19 protein-coding genes and 1 pseudogene are annotated in these 19,567 nt (G+C 59.6%); 5 read left to right on the top strand and 15 right to left on the bottom strand.

Going from position 1 to position 19,567, the window contains the following annotated elements:
- Positions 1-278: 278 nt before the first annotated feature.
- The gene (locus tag ACA058_RS22515) at positions 279-1,274 is read right to left on the bottom strand and encodes an IS110 family RNA-guided transposase (protein WP_497634894.1); all 996 of its coding nucleotides are present in this window, start codon (positions 1,272-1,274) and stop codon (positions 279-281) included.
- A gap of 592 nt (positions 1,275-1,866) precedes the next feature.
- Between ACA058_RS22515 and ACA058_RS22520 the strand changes: the two genes are divergently transcribed.
- A complete protein-coding gene (locus ACA058_RS22520; RefSeq protein ID WP_497635964.1) occupies positions 1,867-2,838 on the top strand; it encodes a magnesium and cobalt transport protein CorA in 972 nt (323 codons plus the stop codon).
- On the opposite strand, the pseudogene ACA058_RS22525 reads toward ACA058_RS22520, so the two are convergent.
- The 4 genes and pseudogenes from ACA058_RS22525 to ACA058_RS22540 form a co-directional block, all read right to left on the bottom strand.
- Positions 2,834-2,911: pseudogene (locus tag ACA058_RS22525) on the bottom strand (outer membrane lipoprotein carrier protein LolA); the annotation flags it as partial. The gene ACA058_RS22520 and the pseudogene ACA058_RS22525 sit on opposite strands and share 5 nt — an antisense overlap.
- Positions 2,912-2,938: 27 nt before the next feature.
- Positions 2,939-3,661 (bottom strand): amidotransferase, encoded by a 723-nt coding sequence (locus ACA058_RS22530; protein WP_497635965.1) that lies wholly within the window; start codon positions 3,659-3,661, stop codon positions 2,939-2,941.
- Between the two features lie 94 nt (positions 3,662-3,755).
- Positions 3,756-5,900 carry a 3-hydroxyacyl-CoA dehydrogenase NAD-binding domain-containing protein gene (locus ACA058_RS22535; protein ID WP_497635966.1) on the bottom strand — a complete coding sequence of 715 codons (2,145 nt, stop codon included), beginning with the start codon at positions 5,898-5,900 and terminating at the stop codon, positions 3,756-3,758.
- A gap of 24 nt (positions 5,901-5,924) precedes the next feature.
- Positions 5,925-7,130 carry an acetyl-CoA C-acetyltransferase gene (locus tag ACA058_RS22540; protein WP_497635967.1) on the bottom strand — a complete coding sequence of 402 codons (1,206 nt, stop codon included), beginning with the start codon at positions 7,128-7,130 and terminating at the stop codon, positions 5,925-5,927.
- A 617-nt stretch (positions 7,131-7,747) separates the two neighbouring features.
- On the opposite strand from ACA058_RS22540, the gene ACA058_RS22545 reads away from it, so the two are divergent.
- Positions 7,748-8,569 (top strand): c-type cytochrome, encoded by an 822-nt coding sequence (locus ACA058_RS22545; RefSeq protein ID WP_497635968.1) that lies wholly within the window; start codon positions 7,748-7,750, stop codon positions 8,567-8,569.
- Positions 8,570-8,698: 129 nt separating this feature from the next.
- Here ACA058_RS22545 and ACA058_RS22550 read toward each other — a convergent pair whose 3' ends face one another.
- The 7 genes from ACA058_RS22550 to ACA058_RS22580 all read right to left on the bottom strand — a co-directional run bounded on the left by ACA058_RS22550 (position 8,699) and on the right by ACA058_RS22580 (position 13,934).
- On the bottom strand, positions 8,699-9,508 hold the full coding sequence (locus ACA058_RS22550; RefSeq protein WP_497635969.1) for a transglutaminase family protein: 810 nt from the start codon (positions 9,506-9,508) through the stop codon (positions 8,699-8,701).
- Complete coding sequence (locus tag ACA058_RS22555; RefSeq protein WP_497635970.1) at positions 9,505-10,455, bottom strand: alpha-E domain-containing protein; 951 nt, start codon at positions 10,453-10,455, stop codon at positions 9,505-9,507. Before ACA058_RS22555 ends, ACA058_RS22550 begins: the two co-directional genes overlap by 4 nt.
- Positions 10,456-10,467: 12 nt before the next feature.
- Positions 10,468-11,877, bottom strand: coding sequence for a circularly permuted type 2 ATP-grasp protein (locus tag ACA058_RS22560; RefSeq protein WP_046816144.1), 1,410 nt, complete (start codon positions 11,875-11,877; stop codon positions 10,468-10,470).
- Between the two features lie 316 nt (positions 11,878-12,193).
- Positions 12,194-12,538, bottom strand: coding sequence for a ribonuclease E inhibitor RraB (locus ACA058_RS22565; protein ID WP_007971898.1), 345 nt, complete (start codon positions 12,536-12,538; stop codon positions 12,194-12,196).
- Between the two features lie 220 nt (positions 12,539-12,758).
- Entirely contained in the window at positions 12,759-12,992 is a 234-nt protein-coding gene (locus tag ACA058_RS22570; RefSeq protein ID WP_497635971.1) for a hypothetical protein, read from the bottom strand.
- A 137-nt stretch (positions 12,993-13,129) separates the two neighbouring features.
- Positions 13,130-13,321, bottom strand: a complete 192-nt coding sequence (locus tag ACA058_RS22575; RefSeq protein ID WP_020796120.1) for a PLDc N-terminal domain-containing protein — start codon at positions 13,319-13,321, stop codon at positions 13,130-13,132.
- A gap of 82 nt (positions 13,322-13,403) precedes the next feature.
- The gene (locus tag ACA058_RS22580) at positions 13,404-13,934 is read right to left on the bottom strand and encodes a hypothetical protein (protein ID WP_497635972.1); all 531 of its coding nucleotides are present in this window, start codon (positions 13,932-13,934) and stop codon (positions 13,404-13,406) included.
- A 179-nt stretch (positions 13,935-14,113) separates the two neighbouring features.
- Here ACA058_RS22580 and ACA058_RS22585 point away from each other — a divergent pair, with 179 nt between their 5' ends.
- Positions 14,114-15,595 (top strand): methyl-accepting chemotaxis protein, encoded by a 1,482-nt coding sequence (locus ACA058_RS22585; protein ID WP_497635973.1) that lies wholly within the window; start codon positions 14,114-14,116, stop codon positions 15,593-15,595.
- 131 nt (positions 15,596-15,726) lie between these two features.
- Positions 15,727-16,092 (top strand): Mpo1-like protein, encoded by a 366-nt coding sequence (locus tag ACA058_RS22590; RefSeq protein WP_497635974.1) that lies wholly within the window; start codon positions 15,727-15,729, stop codon positions 16,090-16,092.
- On the opposite strand, the gene ACA058_RS22595 is transcribed toward ACA058_RS22590, so the two are convergent.
- The 3 genes from ACA058_RS22595 to ACA058_RS22605 form a co-directional block, all read right to left on the bottom strand.
- Positions 16,093-16,890 carry an acyl-CoA thioesterase gene (locus ACA058_RS22595; protein WP_497635975.1) on the bottom strand — a complete coding sequence of 266 codons (798 nt, stop codon included), beginning with the start codon at positions 16,888-16,890 and terminating at the stop codon, positions 16,093-16,095.
- A gap of 223 nt (positions 16,891-17,113) precedes the next feature.
- On the bottom strand, positions 17,114-17,872 hold the full coding sequence (locus ACA058_RS22600) for a CHAD domain-containing protein (RefSeq protein ID WP_497635976.1): 759 nt from the start codon (positions 17,870-17,872) through the stop codon (positions 17,114-17,116).
- A gap of 89 nt (positions 17,873-17,961) precedes the next feature.
- Positions 17,962-18,240, bottom strand: a complete 279-nt coding sequence (locus ACA058_RS22605) for a hypothetical protein (RefSeq protein ID WP_497635977.1) — start codon at positions 18,238-18,240, stop codon at positions 17,962-17,964.
- Between the two features lie 218 nt (positions 18,241-18,458).
- Between ACA058_RS22605 and ACA058_RS22610 the strand changes: the two genes are divergently transcribed.
- Positions 18,459-19,499 (top strand): patatin-like phospholipase family protein, encoded by a 1,041-nt coding sequence (locus ACA058_RS22610; RefSeq protein ID WP_497635978.1) that lies wholly within the window; start codon positions 18,459-18,461, stop codon positions 19,497-19,499.
- Positions 19,500-19,567: the final 68 nt, after the last annotated feature.

Consider the following 19,567-nt stretch of genomic DNA (forward strand, 5'->3'; position numbering starts at 1 on the left):
TTCGTTAGAGGGCGCAAGCGCACCTGTGGGCTCGAAGGTGAGGAGGTAATCATCGCGTGCTTGAGAGGCATATTCGTAGCCCACGGGTGCATGCTCCTTCCCTTGATTAAAACTGACTTCCAGACACCGAAGTATGGAAGAGGAAAGGAACGGACAACCTATATCGAGAGGCCGAGTGGAGGTTCTGCGCAGTGGGCAACCCGGCATGGATGCCGGGTTAGCCGCGCTGGGCCAAGGATGGCCCATCGCGGCGGGCCCTGTAGATACTCTGTTCACGGTCAAGCTTTCGCGAGATGTTTTTTGCTAAAAAGCTTGGCCGTATTAAATTCTTCTCCAGAGCGCATGCATGCCCATAACCCGGTTAGGTATTTGCGCATGACCGCGCCGATGGCCTGCATTTTCTTCTTGCCGCGCGCTACCAGTGCCTCGTAGAAGGCCTTCACATTCTCATCACAACGGATTGCCGTCATCGCCGGCATGAACATCGCTGCACGCAAGTAAGCATTACCGCACTTGGACATTCGTCCTGGCCGGTTCACGCTGGTGCCTGACTGGGTCAGTCTGACATCCAGGCCTGCATAGCGGCTTACCTGTGCCGATTTAAGCGTCACTGGAAGGGTCGTCAGCTCAGCCAGTGCGGCGATGGCCGAGGCCTCTCCAACGCCGGGCGCCGCCATCATGCAGCGAAATTGCAGGCTCAGATCAGGGCATTTGGCGATGGCGTCGCGCGCAGCCTGTTTTAATCGATCGATTCGAGCGTCCAACGCGCTTATCGCGTCTTTCTCATCCTCGATCAGCAGTGCGATGCTCGTTTCTGTCGCTTGTAGCGCATGCAGCTCGTTCTTGGCTCGCGTCCGATGGCCAATCAGTCGGTTGATGTGGCGACCAATCGCACGCAGCATCATCTGTTCCGCAGTGGGCGGGACCCACAGCCTAGGCCCCATACGCTCGCCGTATTCGGCCAGCAGTTGGGCATCGATCTGGTCAGTCTTGCTGTTTTGCAACATCAGCTTGGCAAAGTTGTGGAAGCTTTTGGGGTTGATCACCGAGACCGGCAAGCCGGCGGCGTGCAATTCCATCGCAAGATCCAGGTAGTAAATACCGGTAGCCTCCATGACAACGCTCAGCGGCTTGAGACGTAGCAGCTTTTCCACAGCGGCCTTGCGACCTTTGGGCGTGTGCAGAATGTCTCCATTGCCTGCTGCTTTGCCGTTCTGCCGCCATCCCATGGCTGAACTGCGAGCACTGATATCTATGCCGACATGCGCATTCATTGCTTTTCACTTCCTTGGCTTTAGGTAAGATTGCACCTGGTTCCCCCGACCTCGAACTTCATGCCACTGCAACCTTGTAATGCGAAGTCCGACTTGTCGGCTTCTCGATACTCTTCGTGGTGGGCAATGAGGCGGGGGGGCCTCTCTACAGACAAGGTCAGGAGCAAATCCTGCCTTCAGGAGCGATCGGCCTCCCCCAGAAACGTACTTGCTGTTGAATGAATCCTTGAGCGTAACCTCTCTCATGGAATCAAGGTCAACATACAAGGAGCGAGCATGCTCGCGAAAAACCTGAGAGCACCGCGGGGTGTCAGGCTCCCCGCGTCATCGTTGACCTTCATCGCGAGCACGCTCGCTCCTACAGGCTTTTCCAAGTGACTCGCTGTAAGAGCGAAACCATAGGTAGCCATTACCGCAGGAATGGATATGTACTCCGTCAACAAAATCCAGCTCGGCTGTAAGGCCGCCATCGCTGGCAAGCCAGCTCCTACAAAATTTCACTGACTCTCAAGTAGCAGACAAGGCTAAGCTGAACGCTGCCTGCCACGGCCATTTGCCATAGAAAGCTGCCAATAAGAAGTGAATCACCATCATGGGTAGAGTTGTTGCTGCTGCGGTTTACAGCGCTGGTAAGAAAGTCACCAATATCACCCTCGACGAAGGCGCGGCCTGGGCTGCAAAGCCGGGGCACTTTGTTTGGATCGGGCTTGAAGAGCCGAACGCCGAGGAACTGTACAACCTGCAACGCCAGTTCAACCTGCACGAGCTAGCCATTGAAGACGCCCTGGAAAAACACAGCCGCCCGAAGCTGGAAACCTTCGGCGATGCGCTGTTCATCGTCACGTATTCGCCCATTATGGAAGAAGGCAAACTCAAATTTATTGAGACCCATATCTTTGCCGGCAATGGCTACATCATCACCGCGCGCAACGGCCATTCGGCGTCCTACGCCTATGTCCGGCAGCGTTGTGAGGCGCGTCCGTTGTTGCTGGAGCATGGGGAAGATTTCGTACTCTATGCCATTCTCGATTTCGTGATTGAAAACTACCAGCCGATGGGCGAAGCCATTCATGCCCAAATCGATGAGCTGGAACGCAACGTCATGTGCAGCTCCCTGAACGAGCGCGACATTCAAAAACTTCACAGCCTGCGCCGCGATGTATTGCGCTTGCGCCGGTTTGCGGCGCCGATGGTGGAGATCGGCGAGGAACTGCAAAAGCTGAACTTCCCCTTCATCGACAAGAACATGCGCCCGTACTTTCGCGATGTGCAGATTCATGTGACGCGGCAGATGGAGGACCTGACGACCCTGGCGGACATTGCCAGCCAGACCATCGAGGTCGGGGTCTTGCTGGAAGCCTCACGCCAGAGCGTGGTGCAGCGCAAGTTTGCCGCTTGGGCAGCGATTCTGGCGTTCCCGACGGCGGTGGCAGGGATTTACGGGATGAACTTCCAGAACATGCCGGAGTTGACCTGGCATTACGGGTATTTCGGAGTGTTGGGGTTTATTGCGGCGGGATGCGTAGGTTTGTGGGCGAGCTTCAAGAAGTCGGGGTGGCTGTAGGAGCGAGCACGCTCGCGAAAAACCTGAGAGCACCGCGGGGTGTCAGGTTTGGCGCGTTATCGTTCACGACCATCGCGAGCAGAGCTCGCTCCAACAAGCGTTAAACGCTTTCTGGCTTGTGCGCCACAAAACGCATCATCCACTCGGCAACCGTGCTGCCGTGATGTTCACTTTCCAGGCTCGCGATTCCTTTCGAATACACCTGCTCACCCAGCGCCTGCTGGCGAATTTCCAGCAACGCCCGGGAATAGTCGTGGATAAATTCCGGATGCCCCTGGAAGCACAGCACCTGATCGTTGATGTGGTAGGCGGCAAACGGGCAGAAATCGCTGGAGGCGATCACCGTGGCGTTTTCCGGTAGCGAGGTGACCTGATCCTGGTGGCTGATCAACAGGGTCAGCTCTTCCTTCACCGGGCTCATCCATGGCGCCTTGGCGGCGAGTTTGTATTTATGGGTGCCAACGCCCCAGCCTTGCGTCGCACGTTCGCTTTTTCCACCCAGCAGCAGCGCCAGCAACTGATGGCCGAAGCATACGCCCAGCAACTTGTCGCCGCGCTCGTAGCGGCTGCGCAAGTAAGTCCTGAGTGTTTCGATCCACGGGTCGGTGCCAAAGGAATCGGCCTTGCTGCCGGTCACCAGGTAGGCGTCAAACGTCAGGTCATCGCTGGGATACTCGCCCTGCATCACGTTGTAGACGGTGAACTCGGCGGCGATGGGTTGCTGCGAAAACAGGTGCTTGAACATCTGCCCGTAGCCCTGATATTGGTCAACCAATTCCGGACGCAGGATGTCGGTTTCCAGAATGCAGATGCGTAACGACATAAAAAATACCTGACACGTGATGGGAATAATGCACACCCCAGAGCCTGCCTTGAAACACCGTGACAAGGCAAGCCCTGCAGTGGGTCACCGATCCCTAAAACCCCTCCCCTTTGGCGGCTTTTTCCAGCAGCAAGGCCGGCGGTGCAAAGCGCTCGCCGTATTGCCCGGCCAGATACTGGGCGCGGGCGACGAAGTCCTTGACCCCGTACTGATTGATGAACTGCAGTGCACCGCCGGTCCAGGCGGCGAAGCCAATGCCGAAGATCGAGCCGACGTTGGCATCCGCCGTCGAAGTCAGTACGCCCTCCTCCACACAGCGCACGGTTTCGATGGCTTGCACGAACAACAGGCGATCGCGCACATCCTTTGGCGAAATCTGCCCATCAGCCTTTTCAAAGCGGGTTTTCAGTTCCGGCCATAAATGTTTTTGCCCGCCCGCCGGGTATTCATAGAAACCACCCCCGGCGGCCTTGCCCGGACGCTTGTACTCGCTGAGCAGCAAGTCAATCACAGCGTACGCCGGGTGCTCGATCAGCGCTTTACCTTCTGCCTGCAAGTCTTTGGCGGTTTGCTGGCGGATATGGCTCATGAGGCTGAGGGAAACTTCGTCGGAGATCGCCAGCGGCCCGACCGGCATGCCGGCCTTGCGCGCCTCGGTCTCGATCATCGCCGCACTGACGCCTTCCCCCAGCATGGCAATGCCTTCATTGGTGAACGTGCCGAACACCCGAGACGTGAAGAAACCACGACTGTCGTTGACCACGATCGGGGTTTTCCTGATTTGCAGGACGAAATCGAACCCGCGAGCCAGGGTTTCGTCGCTGGTGCTGGCGCCCTTGATGATTTCCACCAACGGCATTTTTTCCACGGGGCTGAAGAAATGCAGGCCGATGAACTTGCTCGGGTCCGGCACCGCCGTGGCCAGGCTACTGATCGGCAGGGTCGAGGTGTTGGAGGCGATCAGCGCATCCGCGCCAACCACTTTTTGCGCAGCCGATGAGACCTTGGCCTTCAACTCACGGTCTTCGAATACCGCTTCGATAATCAGATCGCATCCCGCCAGTTCGGAATCGGTATCGCTGGTATGGATGCGCGCCAGCACGGCTTCACGTTGCTCGGCGCTGATCTGCCGGCGCGCCACTTTCTTGTCCAGCAACGCCGCCGAGTGCGCCTTGCCCTTCTCGGCCGCCGCGAGGTTGATGTCCTTGAGCACCACATCGATACCAGCCGAGGCGCTGACAAAAGCGATGCCCGCGCCCATCATCCCGGCACCGAGCACGCCGACTTTTTTCGTCACATAAGGTGCGAAGCCTTGAGGACGCGAACCTCCGGCATTGATTTCGTTCAGCTGGAACCAGAAGGTGCCGATCAGGTTTTTCGCGACCTGGCCGGTGACCAGCTCTGTGAAGTAACGGGTTTCAATAAGGTGCGCCGTGTCAAAATCCACCTGGGCGCCCTCCACCGCGGCACACAGGATTTTCTCCGGCGCGGGCAGCGTACCCTGGGTTTTACTGCGCAGGATCGACGGTGCAATCGCCAGCATCTGTGCAACTTTCGGGTTCGACGGCGTGCCACCGGGAATCTGATAGCCCTTCACGTCCCAGCGCTGAACCGCCCTCGGGTTGGCAGTTATCCAGGTGCGCGCCTTGCTCAGCAGTGCCTCGCGATCTATCGCCAGGTCATCGATCAAACCCGCCTGCAAGGCCTGCTGCGGCCGGATTTTCTTGCCTTCAAGCAGGTACGGCAGGGCTTTTTCAATGCCGAGCATGCGCACCATGCGCACCACCCCGCCACCGCCCGGCAGCAGGCCGAGGGTCACTTCCGGCAGGCCTAGTTGCACGGAGGGATCGTCCAGCACTATGCGGTGATGGCAGGCCAGGCAGATTTCCCAGCCGCCGCCCAACGCCGCGCCATTGATCGCGGCGACCACGGGTTTACCGAGGGTTTCCAAGGTGCGCAGTTGGCCCTTGAGGGTCAGCACCATGTCGTAAAAAGCTTTGGCCTGGGGTTTGCCGACCTTGATCAGTTCATTGAGGTCGCCGCCGGCAAAGAAGGTTTTCTTGGCCGAGGTGATGATCACTCCCGCGATGTTGTCCTTGTCGGCCAGCAGACGGGCGACACAGTCAGCCATGGCCTCGCGGTAGAGCGCATTCATGGTATTGGCGCTCTGGCCCGGCATGTCGATGGTCAGGACGACGATCTGGTCCTGGCCTTTTTCGTAGCGAATGGCTTGGCTCATAAACAGGTTCCTTGAAGTCCGGGCTCAGAGGCGTTCGATGATGGTGGCAATGCCCATGCCGCCGCCGACACACAAGGTCGCCAAGCCATAGCGCAGGTGTCGGGCTTGCAGTTCATCGAGCAGAGTGCCGAGAATTGCGCAGCCTGTGGCGCCCAACGGGTGGCCCATGGCAATGGAACCGCCGTTGACATTGACTTTGTTCGGGTCGACGGCCATGTCCTTGATGAACTTCAACACCACCGAGGCAAACGCCTCGTTGACCTCGAACAGATCAATGTCTTCGACCCGCAGCCCGGCCTTGGCCAACGCCTTGCGGGTGGCCGGCGCGGGGCCGGTGAGCATGAGGGTCGGGTCGGTGCTGGTGACCGCCGTGGCGACGATCCGCGCCCGTGGCTGCAAGCCCAGCGCCCGGCCCTTGGCTTCGGAGCCGATCAACATCAACGCCGCGCCGTCGACGATCCCGGAACTGTTGCCGGGGGTGTGCACATGATGGATCCGCTCCACCTGGCTGAAGACCCGCAGCGCGGTGGCGTCGAAACCCATTTGTCCGATCATTTCGAAACTCGGCTTGAGCTTGCCCAAGCCTTCCAGGGTCGATTCGGCGCGGATGAACTCATCATGATCGAGCAGGATGATGCCGTTCTGGTCCTGCACCGGCACCAATGAGTTTTTGAACGACCCATCGGCCCGCGCCCGTGCGGCTTTTTGTTGCGAGTGCAACGCGTAGGCATCGACGTCCTGACGGCTGAAACCTTCAAGCGTGGCGATCAGGTCGGCGCTCACACCCTGTGGAATGAAATGGCCGTACAGGTTGGTTTGCGGGTCCAGCGCCCACGCCCCGCCGTCGCTGCCCATAGGGACTCGCGACATGGACTCGACGCCGCCGACCACCACCAGGTCTTCGAAACCGGAACGGACTTTCATCGCCCCCAGGTTCACCGCCTCCAGCCCCGAGGCGCAGAAACGATTGATCTGCACACCGGCCACGCTGACATCCCAATCCGCCACCTGGACCGCGGTCTTGGCAATGTCGGAGCCTTGATCGCCGATGGGCGTCACGCAACCGAGCACCACGTCATCGACCTGGCTGGTGTCAAGGTCGGTTCGCTGTTGCAGCGCCGTGAGCAAGCCGGCCACCAGGCTCACCGGTTTGACGCTGTGCAAGGCACCGTTGGCCTTGCCTTTGCCACGGGGTGTGCGTAATGCGTCGAAAATCAAAGCTTGGGTCATGACGTCCTCGAACCTGACTGTAGAAGCTGCCGAAGGCTGCGATCATTTGATCTTCCAAAGAGCCTCCACCTTATTCCCAGCTGCTGGGGATTCAATGACCGCAGTGCTCAACGGCATTGACGCTCACGCTCAGACGGACGGTCATCCAGCAGACGGTGAACCGGTTCAGGACCCGCAGGTGTCTAGCAAAAGGCCGCCCAAGAAGCTGGCAATAGGCCTCATACCTTTTTAATAGCATTCGGTTAGAACACCATACTAAATGGATCTAAACCAAGCGTGACGCGGGCTCTAAGGTGAAGGTGTACGAAGTTGTCGTCGGGTTTTGCCGAGGCGCTCGTCCTACAGGAAGTGCATTGCCGTCATGGAGATGTGCAGGCAGGCATCAGGAAAAAACAAAAAAAAGGCGGTCAGCCATGTTCAAACAATCGAAAGTTCGTCAAGCCGGGCTCATTCTTTTCGCCACCACTCTGTTGTTGATTTTGCCGAACCTGACCAAGGTGATCGGTTAGTCGATCTTAAAAAAGACGGCGGCAGATTTTTTATCGCCTCGTAAAAATGTGGCTGGCTTGCTTCCCGGGCCAGCGTGGCTGTGCCAACCTTTGCGGCACTTCCACGACATGGATGGCGATCATTTGAAAACGCTCATTGTGTTCGGGGCCCTGCTGCTCAGCACGCCTCTTTCTGCCGCACAGCTGAACCTGGAGCTGGGCGCGAACAGTCGCACGTGGAAAACCGAGGAGCTGCTCAAGCACCCTCAGGTTCAGACCATCAGTATCAGCAATGACGTGTCCTACAAGCGTGACATGACCTACCGCGCCGTGCCGCTCGCCGCGCTATTGACCGACATCAAGCCTGACGACCACTTGCAAGCCGTGGCACTGGACGGCTTTGCCGCGGAACTGGCGGCCGCACCGCTGCTCAACACTCAGGGAGCGCGTGCCTGGCTGGCGATCGAAGATCCCGCCAAACCGTGGCCGCCGCTGGCGGAAGGCAAACACAGCGCCGGGCCGTTTTACCTGGTCTGGACCGATCCGCGGGCAGGCAACATCAGCCCGGAACAATGGCCGTTCGAGGTCGCCAGCATCAAGCGCATGGCCCCCGTGGCCGCGCGCTTCCCTGCCCTGCTACCAGATCCTGCGCTAAAGGCCGATGACCCGGTCAACCAGGGTTTTGCGCTGTTTCAGAAAAACTGCCTGGCGTGTCATCGATTGAATGGCGCCGGGGATTCACAGTTCGGGCCGGACCTGAATATTCCGTATAACCCGACCGAGTATTTTGGTGCGGATTTCCTCCAGCGCTATATCCGGGATCCGCAGAGTTTGCGCCAGTGGCCGCAGGCGAAGATGCCGGGGTTCTCGGCCGAGGTGTTGCCGGATGAGGATCTGCGGATGTTGGTGGGGTATTTGCAGCACATGGTCGGGCGCAAGGAAAAGCCCTGAGTCGCGTCCCACTGTAGGAGCGAGCCTGCTCGCGATGGTCGTTAACGATAACGCGGGGAACCTGACACCCCGCGGCGCTCTCAGGTTCATCGCGAGCAGGCTCGCTCCTACAGTAAGCGAACCATTGAATTACTGTTGTTGCACTGAGATCACCGGCATCGGCGTCGGCGATACGAACACCTTCGCATGCATCTGTTCACACCCACCCCCGCGGCGCATGCCACGCACCGGGCAGGCGTCCAGGTAATCCAGGCCCACCGCCAGTTTCAAGTGACGCTCGGGGCGTGCCAGTTCATTGGTCACATCGAAGCTGTACCAGGCGTCATCGAGCCAGGCTTCGGCCCAGGCATGGCTGGCCAGGTGTTCGCTGTTTTCGCTGTACAAGTACCCTGACACATAACGCGCTGGCACGCCCAGGCTGCGGGCACAGGCGAGGAATGCGTGGGTGTGGTCCTGGCACACGCCCGAACGCCCGGCGAAAGCCTGCGCGGCGCTGGTGTCCACTTCGGTGGCGCCCGGCGTGTAGGTCATGTGCTGGTTCAGCCCATGCATCAAGTCGATCAGCGCCGTACGATCGCGGCGCTGCTTGCACGCCTTGTCGGCGAACGCGCGTAGCGCCTGGTCGGCTTCGGTCAGCCGGGTGAAGCGCAGGAACGGCAATGCCGACCGGCTTTCGTGCTCAGCTTCGCGCAACTCGTCGATGTCGACCTGGCCACGGGCACCGATGATGATCGCCTCGTGGGGCTCGTCCATGGTCAGCACGTGCAGGATGTTGCCGAACGGATCAAGTTGCGCGCGCACCGGCCGCGGCAGATCGAGCTGCCAGCTGAGCACGTGCTGGCGCTCGCTGTCGTGGGGGGTCAGCCGCAGGTACTGGATGCTCGCCCGCACCTGATCCTCGTAGTGATAGGTGGTCTCGTGGCTAATGGAAAGTCTCATGCGGCCTCCAGGTAGGAACTGTGAATGGCGTTACCCAACTGGCGCACCAGCGGGATGAACTCGGTCAGCCAGGCATGCAGGCCTTCGTCGAGGATTTCGTTGATGCCGGTGTAGCGCAATCGCGCGTCCATCTCCGCCGCCAGGCGCTGTGCAGGGCGGCCATTGGCCCCCGGCAGTTGCGCGAGGATCTGGTCGATTTCTTCGGTGCAGGCCCGCAAGGAGCGCGGAACATCGGCCCGCAGCAGCAGTAACTCGGCCACATGCCGGGCACCGGGTGCGTCACGGTAGATCTCGGTGTACGCCTCGAAAGACGACAAGGCCCGCAGCAACGCACTCCACTGGTAGTAGGCGTGGGCCGTGCCGTCGCTGACCGCTTCGGCCTGATCGCCAGCCATTTCATAGCGGGCATCGAGCAGGCGCAGTGTGTTGTCGGCCCTTTCGATGAACGTCCCCAGGCGAATGAAGCGGAACGCGTCATTGCGCATGATGGTGCCGTAGGACGCGCCACGGAACAGGTGGGAACGTTCCTTGATCCACTCGCAGAAACGGCTCATGCCGTAGCGGCTCAGGCCCTGTTCGGCGATGCCGCGAATCTCCAGCCAGGTGGCGTTGATGTTTTCCCACATGTCGGCGGTGATGCGTCCACGCACCGCATGGGCACTGGCCCGTGCGGCGCCTAGGCAGCTGTAGATGCTGGCCGGGTTGGCCGCGTCCAGGGCAAAGAAATGCAGCAGCCGTTCGGCATGCAGATCGCCATGGCGTTCGAGGTAATCGTCCAGCGTGCCAGTAATCAGCAACGGCATGGCCAATTCGTGCAGGCCATTACCGCGGCCATCCTGCGGCATCAGCGACAGCGAATAACTGATGTCGAGCATCCGTGCGAGGTTTTCCGCCCGCTCCAGGTAACGCGACATCCAATACAAATCCGAGGCAGTTCTACTTAACATGTCAGGCTTCCTTCAATCCTCGACCACCCAGGTGTCCTTGGTTCCACCGCCCTGGGAGGAGTTCACCACCAGGGAGCCTTCGCGCAGGGCGACACGGGTCAAACCGCCGGGTACGACCCGGGTTTCGCGGCCAGACAATACAAACGGACGCAGGTCGATGTGGCGTGGCGCGATGCCGCTTTCGACAAAGGTCGGACAGGTCGACAGCGACAGCGTCGGCTGTGCGATGTAGGCATGGGGCTTGGCGATGATGCGCGCGCGGAAGGCTTCGATTTCCGCTGCGGTCGCCGCGGGCCCCACCAGCATTCCGTAGCCGCCGGAGCCCTGGGTTTCCTTGACCACCAGCTCTGGAAGATTGGCCAGAACGTGGGACAGTTCAGAAGGATTGCGACACTGCCAGGTGGGTACGTTTTTCAGGATCGGTTCTTCGTCCAGATAGAAACGGATCATGTCGGTGACGAACGGATAGACCGATTTGTCGTCCGCCACCCCGGTACCGATGGCGTTCGCCAACACGACATTGCCGGAACGATAGGACGACAGCAGCCCCGGCACGCCAAGCATCGAGTCGGGATTGAACGCCAGCGGGTCGAGGAACGCATCGTCGAGACGGCGGTAAATCACGTCGACGGCTTTCGGTCCGTCGGTCGTGCGCATGAACACCTTGTCGTCACGCACGAACAGATCCGCGCCCTCCACCAGCTCGACACCCATTTCCCGCGCCAGGAACGCATGCTCGAAGAACGCGCTGTTGAAGCGCCCCGGCGTCAGCACCACGACGCTCGGGTTATCGATCGGGCTTGAGCTTTTCAGGGTGTCGAGCAACAGGTTCGGATAATGGTCGATCGGGGCAATGCGCTGGGCCGCAAACAGCTCGGGGAACAGTCGCATCATCATCTTGCGGTCTTCGAGCATGTAGCTGACGCCGCTCGGTGTACGAAGATTGTCTTCGAGCACGTAGTACGTGCCGTCGCCGTCGCGCACCAGGTCGACGCCGGAAATGTGCGAATAGATATCACGGTGCAGGTCCAGACCCTGCATTGCCAGCTGGTATTGCTCGTTGGCCAGCACCTGCTCGGCCGGAATGATCCCGGCCTTGATGATGCGTTGCTCGTGGTACAGGTCGGCGAGGAACATGTTCAGCGCCTTGACCCGCTGGATGCAGCCGCGCTCGACCACCCGCCATTCACTGGCGGGGATGCTGCGAGGGATGGTGTCGAAGGGAATCAGGCGCTCTGTCCCCTGCTCATCACCGTAAAGCGTGAATGTGATCCCGGCGCGATGAAATAACAGATCGGCCTCGCGTCGCCGTTGTGCCAAAAGCTCGTCAGGCGTTTCGGCCAGCCAACGGGCAAACTCCCGATAATGCGGGCGGACCTGGCCGCCGGCATCGTACATCTCATCAAAATAGGTGCGGATCATGCCGTACTCCTTGTCACCCGGACATCCAGGCCTTCGCAAAGCCCGTGCCATCGGCAGAAACGCTTAGATTTCAATCAGTTGGATAATTACCACGCGAGTACCGCACCAATCCTGTGCGGCAAATGCCCCAACCTGACTGCCCCCGCTTCATTGCAAGGCGTTGTTGTCGCCCATCACCAGCATAGACTGTAGGCGCCGGCTTGCTGGCTATGGGATCGGCCCTGTTCAATTTTCCCTGGGCAAAAAAGCTTGGGCAAAAACGAAAACGGCCAACCCGAAGGTCAGCCGCTATTGCAGGTTGTCACTGTTCATAAGTTTATGCGAGTCGCCCTCGTACCTCCTGTTTCACACCCCAGCCTTCAATGATGCCGCCCAGAGGCTCAACCACTGCCTCGAAACCCTGTTCGAAATCGCCAATGTCGTCATAGGTGGCATACATGACTTTGCACAACTCCAGCGCCCAGGCGCCATCGTCGCGCACACTGACTTGCGCATCCAGGGATTCACCACGGTGGAAATGACCTGCCGCCCTGCGTGCCCGCTCCTCGTCCGGGAAAATGGCGTAGAACTCGATGGGATGGAACCGGGAAAAGTCGAAACCACCTTCTTTCATGCGGCGCAGTACACTGCTGCTGATGTCTTCTTGATAGGCTGTGCTCATGAAACGTCCTCCTCAAACTGATGGATAGACTTTCCGTACTCCCTACGTGCGCAACCCGATGGTGCGCACGAATCGACAACCGATTTGCCGATGGGAAACAAGCATGGAGCTGACAAGACCAGACCTTAGCGATCCATTCGCTGATCTCGATTGCAGAGTAGCCCCAAGATAGAGCCGCTGCCAAGGCCTGATTTTGCTGTCGTCGATGACAAGAAGAGGTTCAGACGGGGGTAATGCTGCGGATTTCAATACTGTTCTGGGTTTTCAGGCTTTTGACGCCTGCGTCAGTGGTGCGCCCCTCCAGATCGTTCAGATCCAGTTCGGCGGCCACGGGAAGGAACCGTTCCTTGATCAGTCTGGCGGCTTGCTCGTGATCCGGGCACTCCTCGCACTCGAAGACTTCGTCGATCACTTCACCATGATCATCCACGAAAGTGACTTTCCACTTTTGCATCGGTGCCTCCTCGATAAAACCCATGGATGGGCTTACACCTATCTCGACCCTGAACACTGGGCAAATGTTCCGGCGAATCAACAATAGCAGGCATCCAAAAAGACCGCCTTACGCCCCGTACAGACGGTGTTCCTCTGTCAGATGCGCACATTCCCCCGGGGACCGGCAATGGCCCAGATAATCAGGCCCAGAACCGGCAGCAACAGGATCAACAGCACCCAGAAGATTTTCATCCCGGTTTCGGCACCGCTTTTCAACACGTTGATGATTGCCCAGATGTCCAGGGCAAGAATGATCAGGCCAACCAGGCTGTTGAACGTGGAACCCATGATGACGCTCCCTAAGAGTGATATGCCCTCTTAGGATAGCCGGCCCTGACCAGGGTTCCTTTTTTTTGACAGCTTTACCGGTTCAGACGTGGATCGCCACTTTCAAGGCTTCCAGCGACGGAGCGGCGGCGATTCCAACTTTGGCGCACAGCTCGAGTACCCGCGGAACAGCATTGCCGTAGACCAGTACCACTTGCAGTTCATCGTCCAGCAACTGGCTGAAGTTCATCAGCGTGTAACCGCCGTTTTCCTTATTCAGGCTGCTCATCTGCACCTGGATGCGGTTCAGCGCGGTCAGGGCTTCGGTCTTGGCCAGTTGCTTGGGCTTGAGATTGAACGCCACCCCCGGGCCGAACGAGGCAACGATCTGGGCGAACAGGTCCACATAGGTGTCGGCCTGGAACAGCACTGTCTCGGGCAGGCTGCCAACGACCACCCACTCACCCAGCGGGATCGGGAAGCTGTCGTCGTAGTTGATGTCCGGGTTGGCGCTCAGGAAAGCCGCTGGATCAGCGTAAGCCTGGGCCGCTTCGTCAGCGACTTTCTCGATTTCGTCATCGCCCATGCACCCGGAGCTGATGTTACTGATGAGTTCGATGAGTGCGGCTTTCATGGGGGCGGATCCTGTAGCAAGAAAATTTTTGAGGGCGCGCAGGATAGCGCATTACGCTCTGCGATGGCGGCGGGCAAGCAAGGCTCGCGATGTTGACCTGCATCAAGCGTTCGACCAACGAATAGCGGCACAATAATGGCACCTTGCCAAAACTGTTTCCGCTATCAGAGAAGACCTCCATGGGTGCCTGGCTTAGCAACATCTCACTGAAGTACAAATTCTGGGCGGTGAATGCCGTCGCCTTCGTCACCACGCTACTGCTGGTGTTTTATGCCCTGCAACTCGAACAACAAGCGCGCAGCCATGCCGCCCAGGTATCGGCCCAGGCTCAGGCGCGATTGCTCGCGGCCTGGCCTGCCGGGCAGCCGCTGCCCAGGGCGGAGAATCTGCTGACGTTCGATCACGGCCAGGTACCGCGGCTGAACGGACAGCCGGTGCCCGCACTGGCCGACGCCAACGGCTGGATCGAGATCGATGCGCCGCGGTATTTCGGTGATAACCTGCCGATCGGCGCCGAAGTCTTTACCCGCGCAGATGGCCAGCGGGTTGCGCTGATTGCCTATGGCCCAAGCCTGAGCCAGGTGATGGGCGAGCGCGTTGCCAACTATGCGCTGGCGGTGTTCATCCTGATGCTGGCGATGCTCGGTGCCTCACAGTTGTTGATCCGTTTTTTGCTCAGTCAGCTCAATACCTTGAAAGACGTGATGCTCCACGTTGAAAAAACCGGCGACCTGTCGGCCCGCGTCCCGCTGACCTGCAGTGACGAAGTCGGGCAGATGGCCAACGCTTTCAACGCCATGCAGGCCGGTTACCAACGCGTGGTCAGCACCGTCGCCAGCACGGTCCGGCAACTGGACGACGGCGCCGCACGCCTGGCATCGAGCATGAATGAAGTGCGTCACGGCATGCTTGGCCAGCAGAGCGAAACCGATCAGGCGGCAACGGCCATCAATGAAATGACCGCCACCGTCTATCACATCGCCCAGCACGCCGGTGCCACCCGCGACCTGTCGCAATCCGCCGACACCTTGGCTGGCAGCGGGCAAGAAGTGGTCATGCGGGTGCAACGATCGATTGCCGGACTGTCTACCGGAGTGCAGCAGACCGCCGAGATGATCCAGCGCCTGGCCGAGGACAGCCAGAAGATCAACGGTGTAGTCAATGTGATTCACAGCATTGCCGAGCAGACCAATCTGCTGGCGCTGAACGCGGCGATTGAAGCAGCCCGGGCCGGTGAAATGGGCCGTGGGTTTGCGGTGGTCGCCGATGAAGTGCGCAACCTGGCCAAGCGCGTACAAACCTCCACCGATGAAATCACCGTGATGGTGTCCGCATTGCAATCGGGCACTCGCGATGCGGTGGACTTCATGCAGGAGAGTTCATTCAAGGCCGACGAATGCGTACAGCAAGCCCAGGAGGCTGGGGCCGCGTTGGCGCAGATCACCGGGGCAGTGGCGCAGATGCGCGAAAGCAACACACAGATCGCCGTGGCGGCCGAGCAACAAAGCCAGGTGGCCGAAGAGATGAACCGGGCGGTGGTGAGCATCCGCGATGTGACCGAGAATACGGTGCGCCAGACCGTCAGCTCGGCAACCACCAGCGATGAGCTGGCGGTGTTGGCCGGGGAGTTGAGCAAGGCGATCGGGCAGCTCCGGCTGTAAAGGTCTCTTCGCAGGCAACATCGATAATGACCATGATCCCTATCGCTTCGATAGCCAAGCTTGATTCGCCGCCCGCATTTACCGGGCCTATCCTTCACTCATGAGTTCAACATGGATCGAGGATCGGCATCATGGGTAAACGTCACCCCAATCTTCCCGCCTGGCAATGGCGTGCGTACCCGAACAATCACCAGCACCCGACCAATCTGGTGTTGCACCTGATTGCCGTGCCCTTGTTCATCGTCGCCTTTCTGCTGATCGTCACCGGGGTGTTCGGCCTGAACCTGGCAAATTTCGCCATCGGCGTCATCGGTGTGATTGCCGCCCTGGGTTTGCAACGCCACGGCCATAACCTGGAGGCGCAAGCCTCCGAGCCGTTCAGCGATCGTAAAGATGCGCTCTCGCGCTTGCTGGTCGAGCAGTTCCTGACCTTCCCACGGTTTTTCCTCAGCGGCGGCTGGTGGCGCGCCTGGCGGGAGCGCCACCGTCGTCATTAATCAGGCGAACACCGTCACCGTCTGCCGGCTCATGGCAATCAATCGCCCCTCCACGTCCAGCAGCTTCGCGGCGGCATGGCCGTAGCCGTCCGCGGCATGTTCGGTTTCAACCAGGTATTTGCACCAGTCCAGAGTGCTCAGCTCCAGCAATGGCTGGACGAATTCGATGGTCCAGGTCAGTGTGCTGCCCATCGCCGGCTTCTTCAGAAACGGCATCAGGGCCGGTGGCCAGGCATCCACCAGCGCCAGGATGTGCGCCTCGGTGACCGGCTCCTCCTTCACATCACCGCGCAAGCGCACCCAGCCGCCCATCTGGCGGGATGTATTGCCGGTGAATGGCAACCCGCCAACACTCCAGCGCATTGCCAGATGCTGCATGAATTGCGGGACCACGCCCTCGATGAAAGGCAGCTCCTGGCAGTCGTCCCAATGCTTCATTTCTGGCGCCGGCTCTGCTTGCACCTTCACTTGCGATGGACGCGAGGCGCCGAAGCTGCCCTGGACCAGGGTCACCACCTGGCCCCTCTGCATCGCCCGGCCCAGCACCTGGCTGACGGCCTTGCCCTCGCGCAGCACATCGACTTCAAAACTGACCGGCACGTCGGGTTCGACCGGGCCGACAAAGGTGATTGCCAGCGAGCGCACCGGCCGGTCCGCCGGCACCTTGGCGCGCATGGCTTCGTATTGCAAGGCAGCCACCAGGCCGCCGAAACTGGCGCGGCCTTGCGCCCATCCGGCCGGGATCGACAGTTCCAGTGGTTGACGGCGGACAGCGTCGAGCAGATCGCAAAAGCGCATGAAAACCTCAAGAAAAGAAAAAGGATGACGGGATCTTAACCAGCTCGCGAAGGCTGTACAGTGCCTATTACAGTCAAATTGACTGACAGATGAGCCGCCTGTGCCCCTGTAGGAGCGAGCATGCTCGCGATGGATGTCAACGATGACGCGGGGAGCCTAACACCCCGCGGTGCTCTCTGGTTTTTCGCGAGCATGCTCGCTCCTACAGGGGGCCGTGATGGTTTCAGGATTTGAAACAGGCCTTGCTGAGCTTGTCCAGCACACGGTCGGCGCGCTGTTCGGCCACGGCCATGGTGGATTGCCAAACGGCGACACAAGGTTGCAAATCCGCTTCCTGCTCGGCCATGGCCAGCCATTGCACACAGTCGTGCCAGTCCCCCAGGGCCCCCTGGGCCGATTTCAGTCGGGGCATGGCGGCCTTGGGCAGGCGATCCAGTTCGGGATAGGCGTCGATGCCATAACGCACGCGCTTGATCAGCAGGCGCAAACGATGACGGTCATGGGCGGGATCGTGCAGGGCGGTGTCGAGTTTCTTCCACTGCTTGCCCAGGCGTTTTTCGATGCGCTTGCCGAGCCCCTTGAGCAACCCCTGACGCTGGGCGGCGCGCAGGAATCGCGGGAAGGCATCGAGGATCATCAGCAACTGCGCAAGCTCGTTACTGGTCGCCACCGCGGGATAAGCCTTGGCCATTTGCGCCATGCGCCATTGCGCGGCTTCTGCTTGATCGTGCTCGAGCAAGTAGGCCGCCATTACTTCGCGATCACGCAATGGTGTGGTCAAGTCGCCCACCCGGGATGCCGCCACTTCCAACTGCTCGACCCCGGGCAAACCCCGCAACGGCCGCAACAGGCTGCGCAACCGGCGCACAGTGGTGCGCAAATCGTGCAATGCCTCAGGGTCGGTGTGGGCACTCAAGCGTGCCTGACAGGCCAGCAGACGAATTTCCAGGCCCAGGACCCGGGCCACCAACCTATCGATCATTGGTTTACTCCGTAAACAGCTACAAGCTGCAAGCTGCAAGCGAACTGACTTGTAGCTTGCAGCTTATAACTTATAGCTGCTTCTATCGCCTATCGCCCCGCGCGCGATTCACGAATGTAGAAACGCGCCTTCTCGGCCTTCTTCGAGCAGCCCTCGAAGCCTTCGAATTGCTGCTGGGTCTTGGCCGCGGTCAACAGCGACAACGCCTTTGAATAACTGACGTTACCGGCGAAACCTTCGGCCTTGGCCAGGTCCAGCTCACGCCAGGCGGCATCGAGCTGGCTGCCGCAGCTGTCGCGATAAGCGGTTTTGCCGGCACAACCGGCCAGTGCCAAAGCAATCAGTGGCACACAGATCCAAGCTTTCATTTCTTACACCTCAAAGATAGGTAAACACTCATGCAGGTAGGACGGTCTGGCGGGCAAAAAGTGCCGTCCATCGCCAACCCAAACCCTGCGGCGCGAGAATACCCATCTGCCGCCTTGGAGTGTCGAAAAAACGACCCGTTCGCGCGACCGAACGACCTGGCGATTGAAGCGGGCCCCTCGATGGGTGCATTGTTGAACCATTCAAACGAGGGCGATCAATGAAAAAGCGTGTCGCACTGGTGTTGGGCTCGGGTGGAGCCCGGGGCTATGCCCATATCGGCGTCATCCAGGAAATCGAACGGCGTGGCTACGATATCGCCTGTATCGCCGGTTGTTCCATGGGGGCGGTGGTCGGCGGGATCTACGCCGCCGGCAAACTCGATGATTATCGCGACTGGATCGAGAGCCTGGATTACCTCGACGTGTTGCGCCTGGTGGATGTCAGTTTTCGTCTGGGGGCAATCCGCGGGGAAAAGGTCTTCGGGCGGATCCGCAAGATCGTTGGCGAAATCAATATCGAAGACCTGCGCATCCCCTATACGGCGGTGGCCACCGACCTGACCAACCAGCAGGAAATCTGGTTCCAGGAGGGCTGCCTGCACCAGGCAATGCGTGCCTCGGCGGCGATTCCCAGTCTGTTTACACCGGTGATGCAGGGTAATCGCATGCTGGTGGATGGCGGCATCCTCAACCCATTGCCGATCGTGCCGGTGGTGTCGAGCCATTGCGACCTGATCATCGCGGTCAACCTCAACTCCACCAACCAGCGCCACTACCAGTTGCCGGTGATCCAGCGCCCGGCCGCGTTCAAGACCCGCTTCGACAGCCTGATCAGTTCCCTGGGTTCGAAGATGCCGTTCCGGCGCAAGCAGGCCGAACAATTGCTGCTGCTGGAGAAGGAAGCGTTGCTGGCCGAAGCGGCGGAGATCAACCCTTGGGTCGAGTCTGCCAAGCCTGAAGCCCAACAACCGGCGGCCGCGCCAGAACGAGACGGTGCGCCGAAGTCCGCCACCGGGTCGTTCATCATCGACAACGTGGGGCCGGCGTCCCTGCTGGATTTGATCAACCAGAGTTTCGAGGTGATGCAGACCTCTTTGGCGCAATACAAGATTGCCGGGTACCCGCCGGACATCCTGATCAACGTGCCGAAACGGGTGTGCCGGTTTTTCGAGTTCTACAAGGCGCCGGAGTTGATAGCGCTGGGACGGGAGATTGCGCGCGATACACTGGATCGGTATGAGAGTGAGCGGGATTCCTGAAACGACGATCGTTCCCACGCGCAGCAAAGGAATGCATCCTGTGACGCTCCGCGTCACGAACTCAATAG

The sequence above is a fragment of the Pseudomonas sp. LBUM1649 genome (assembly GCF_059716155.1).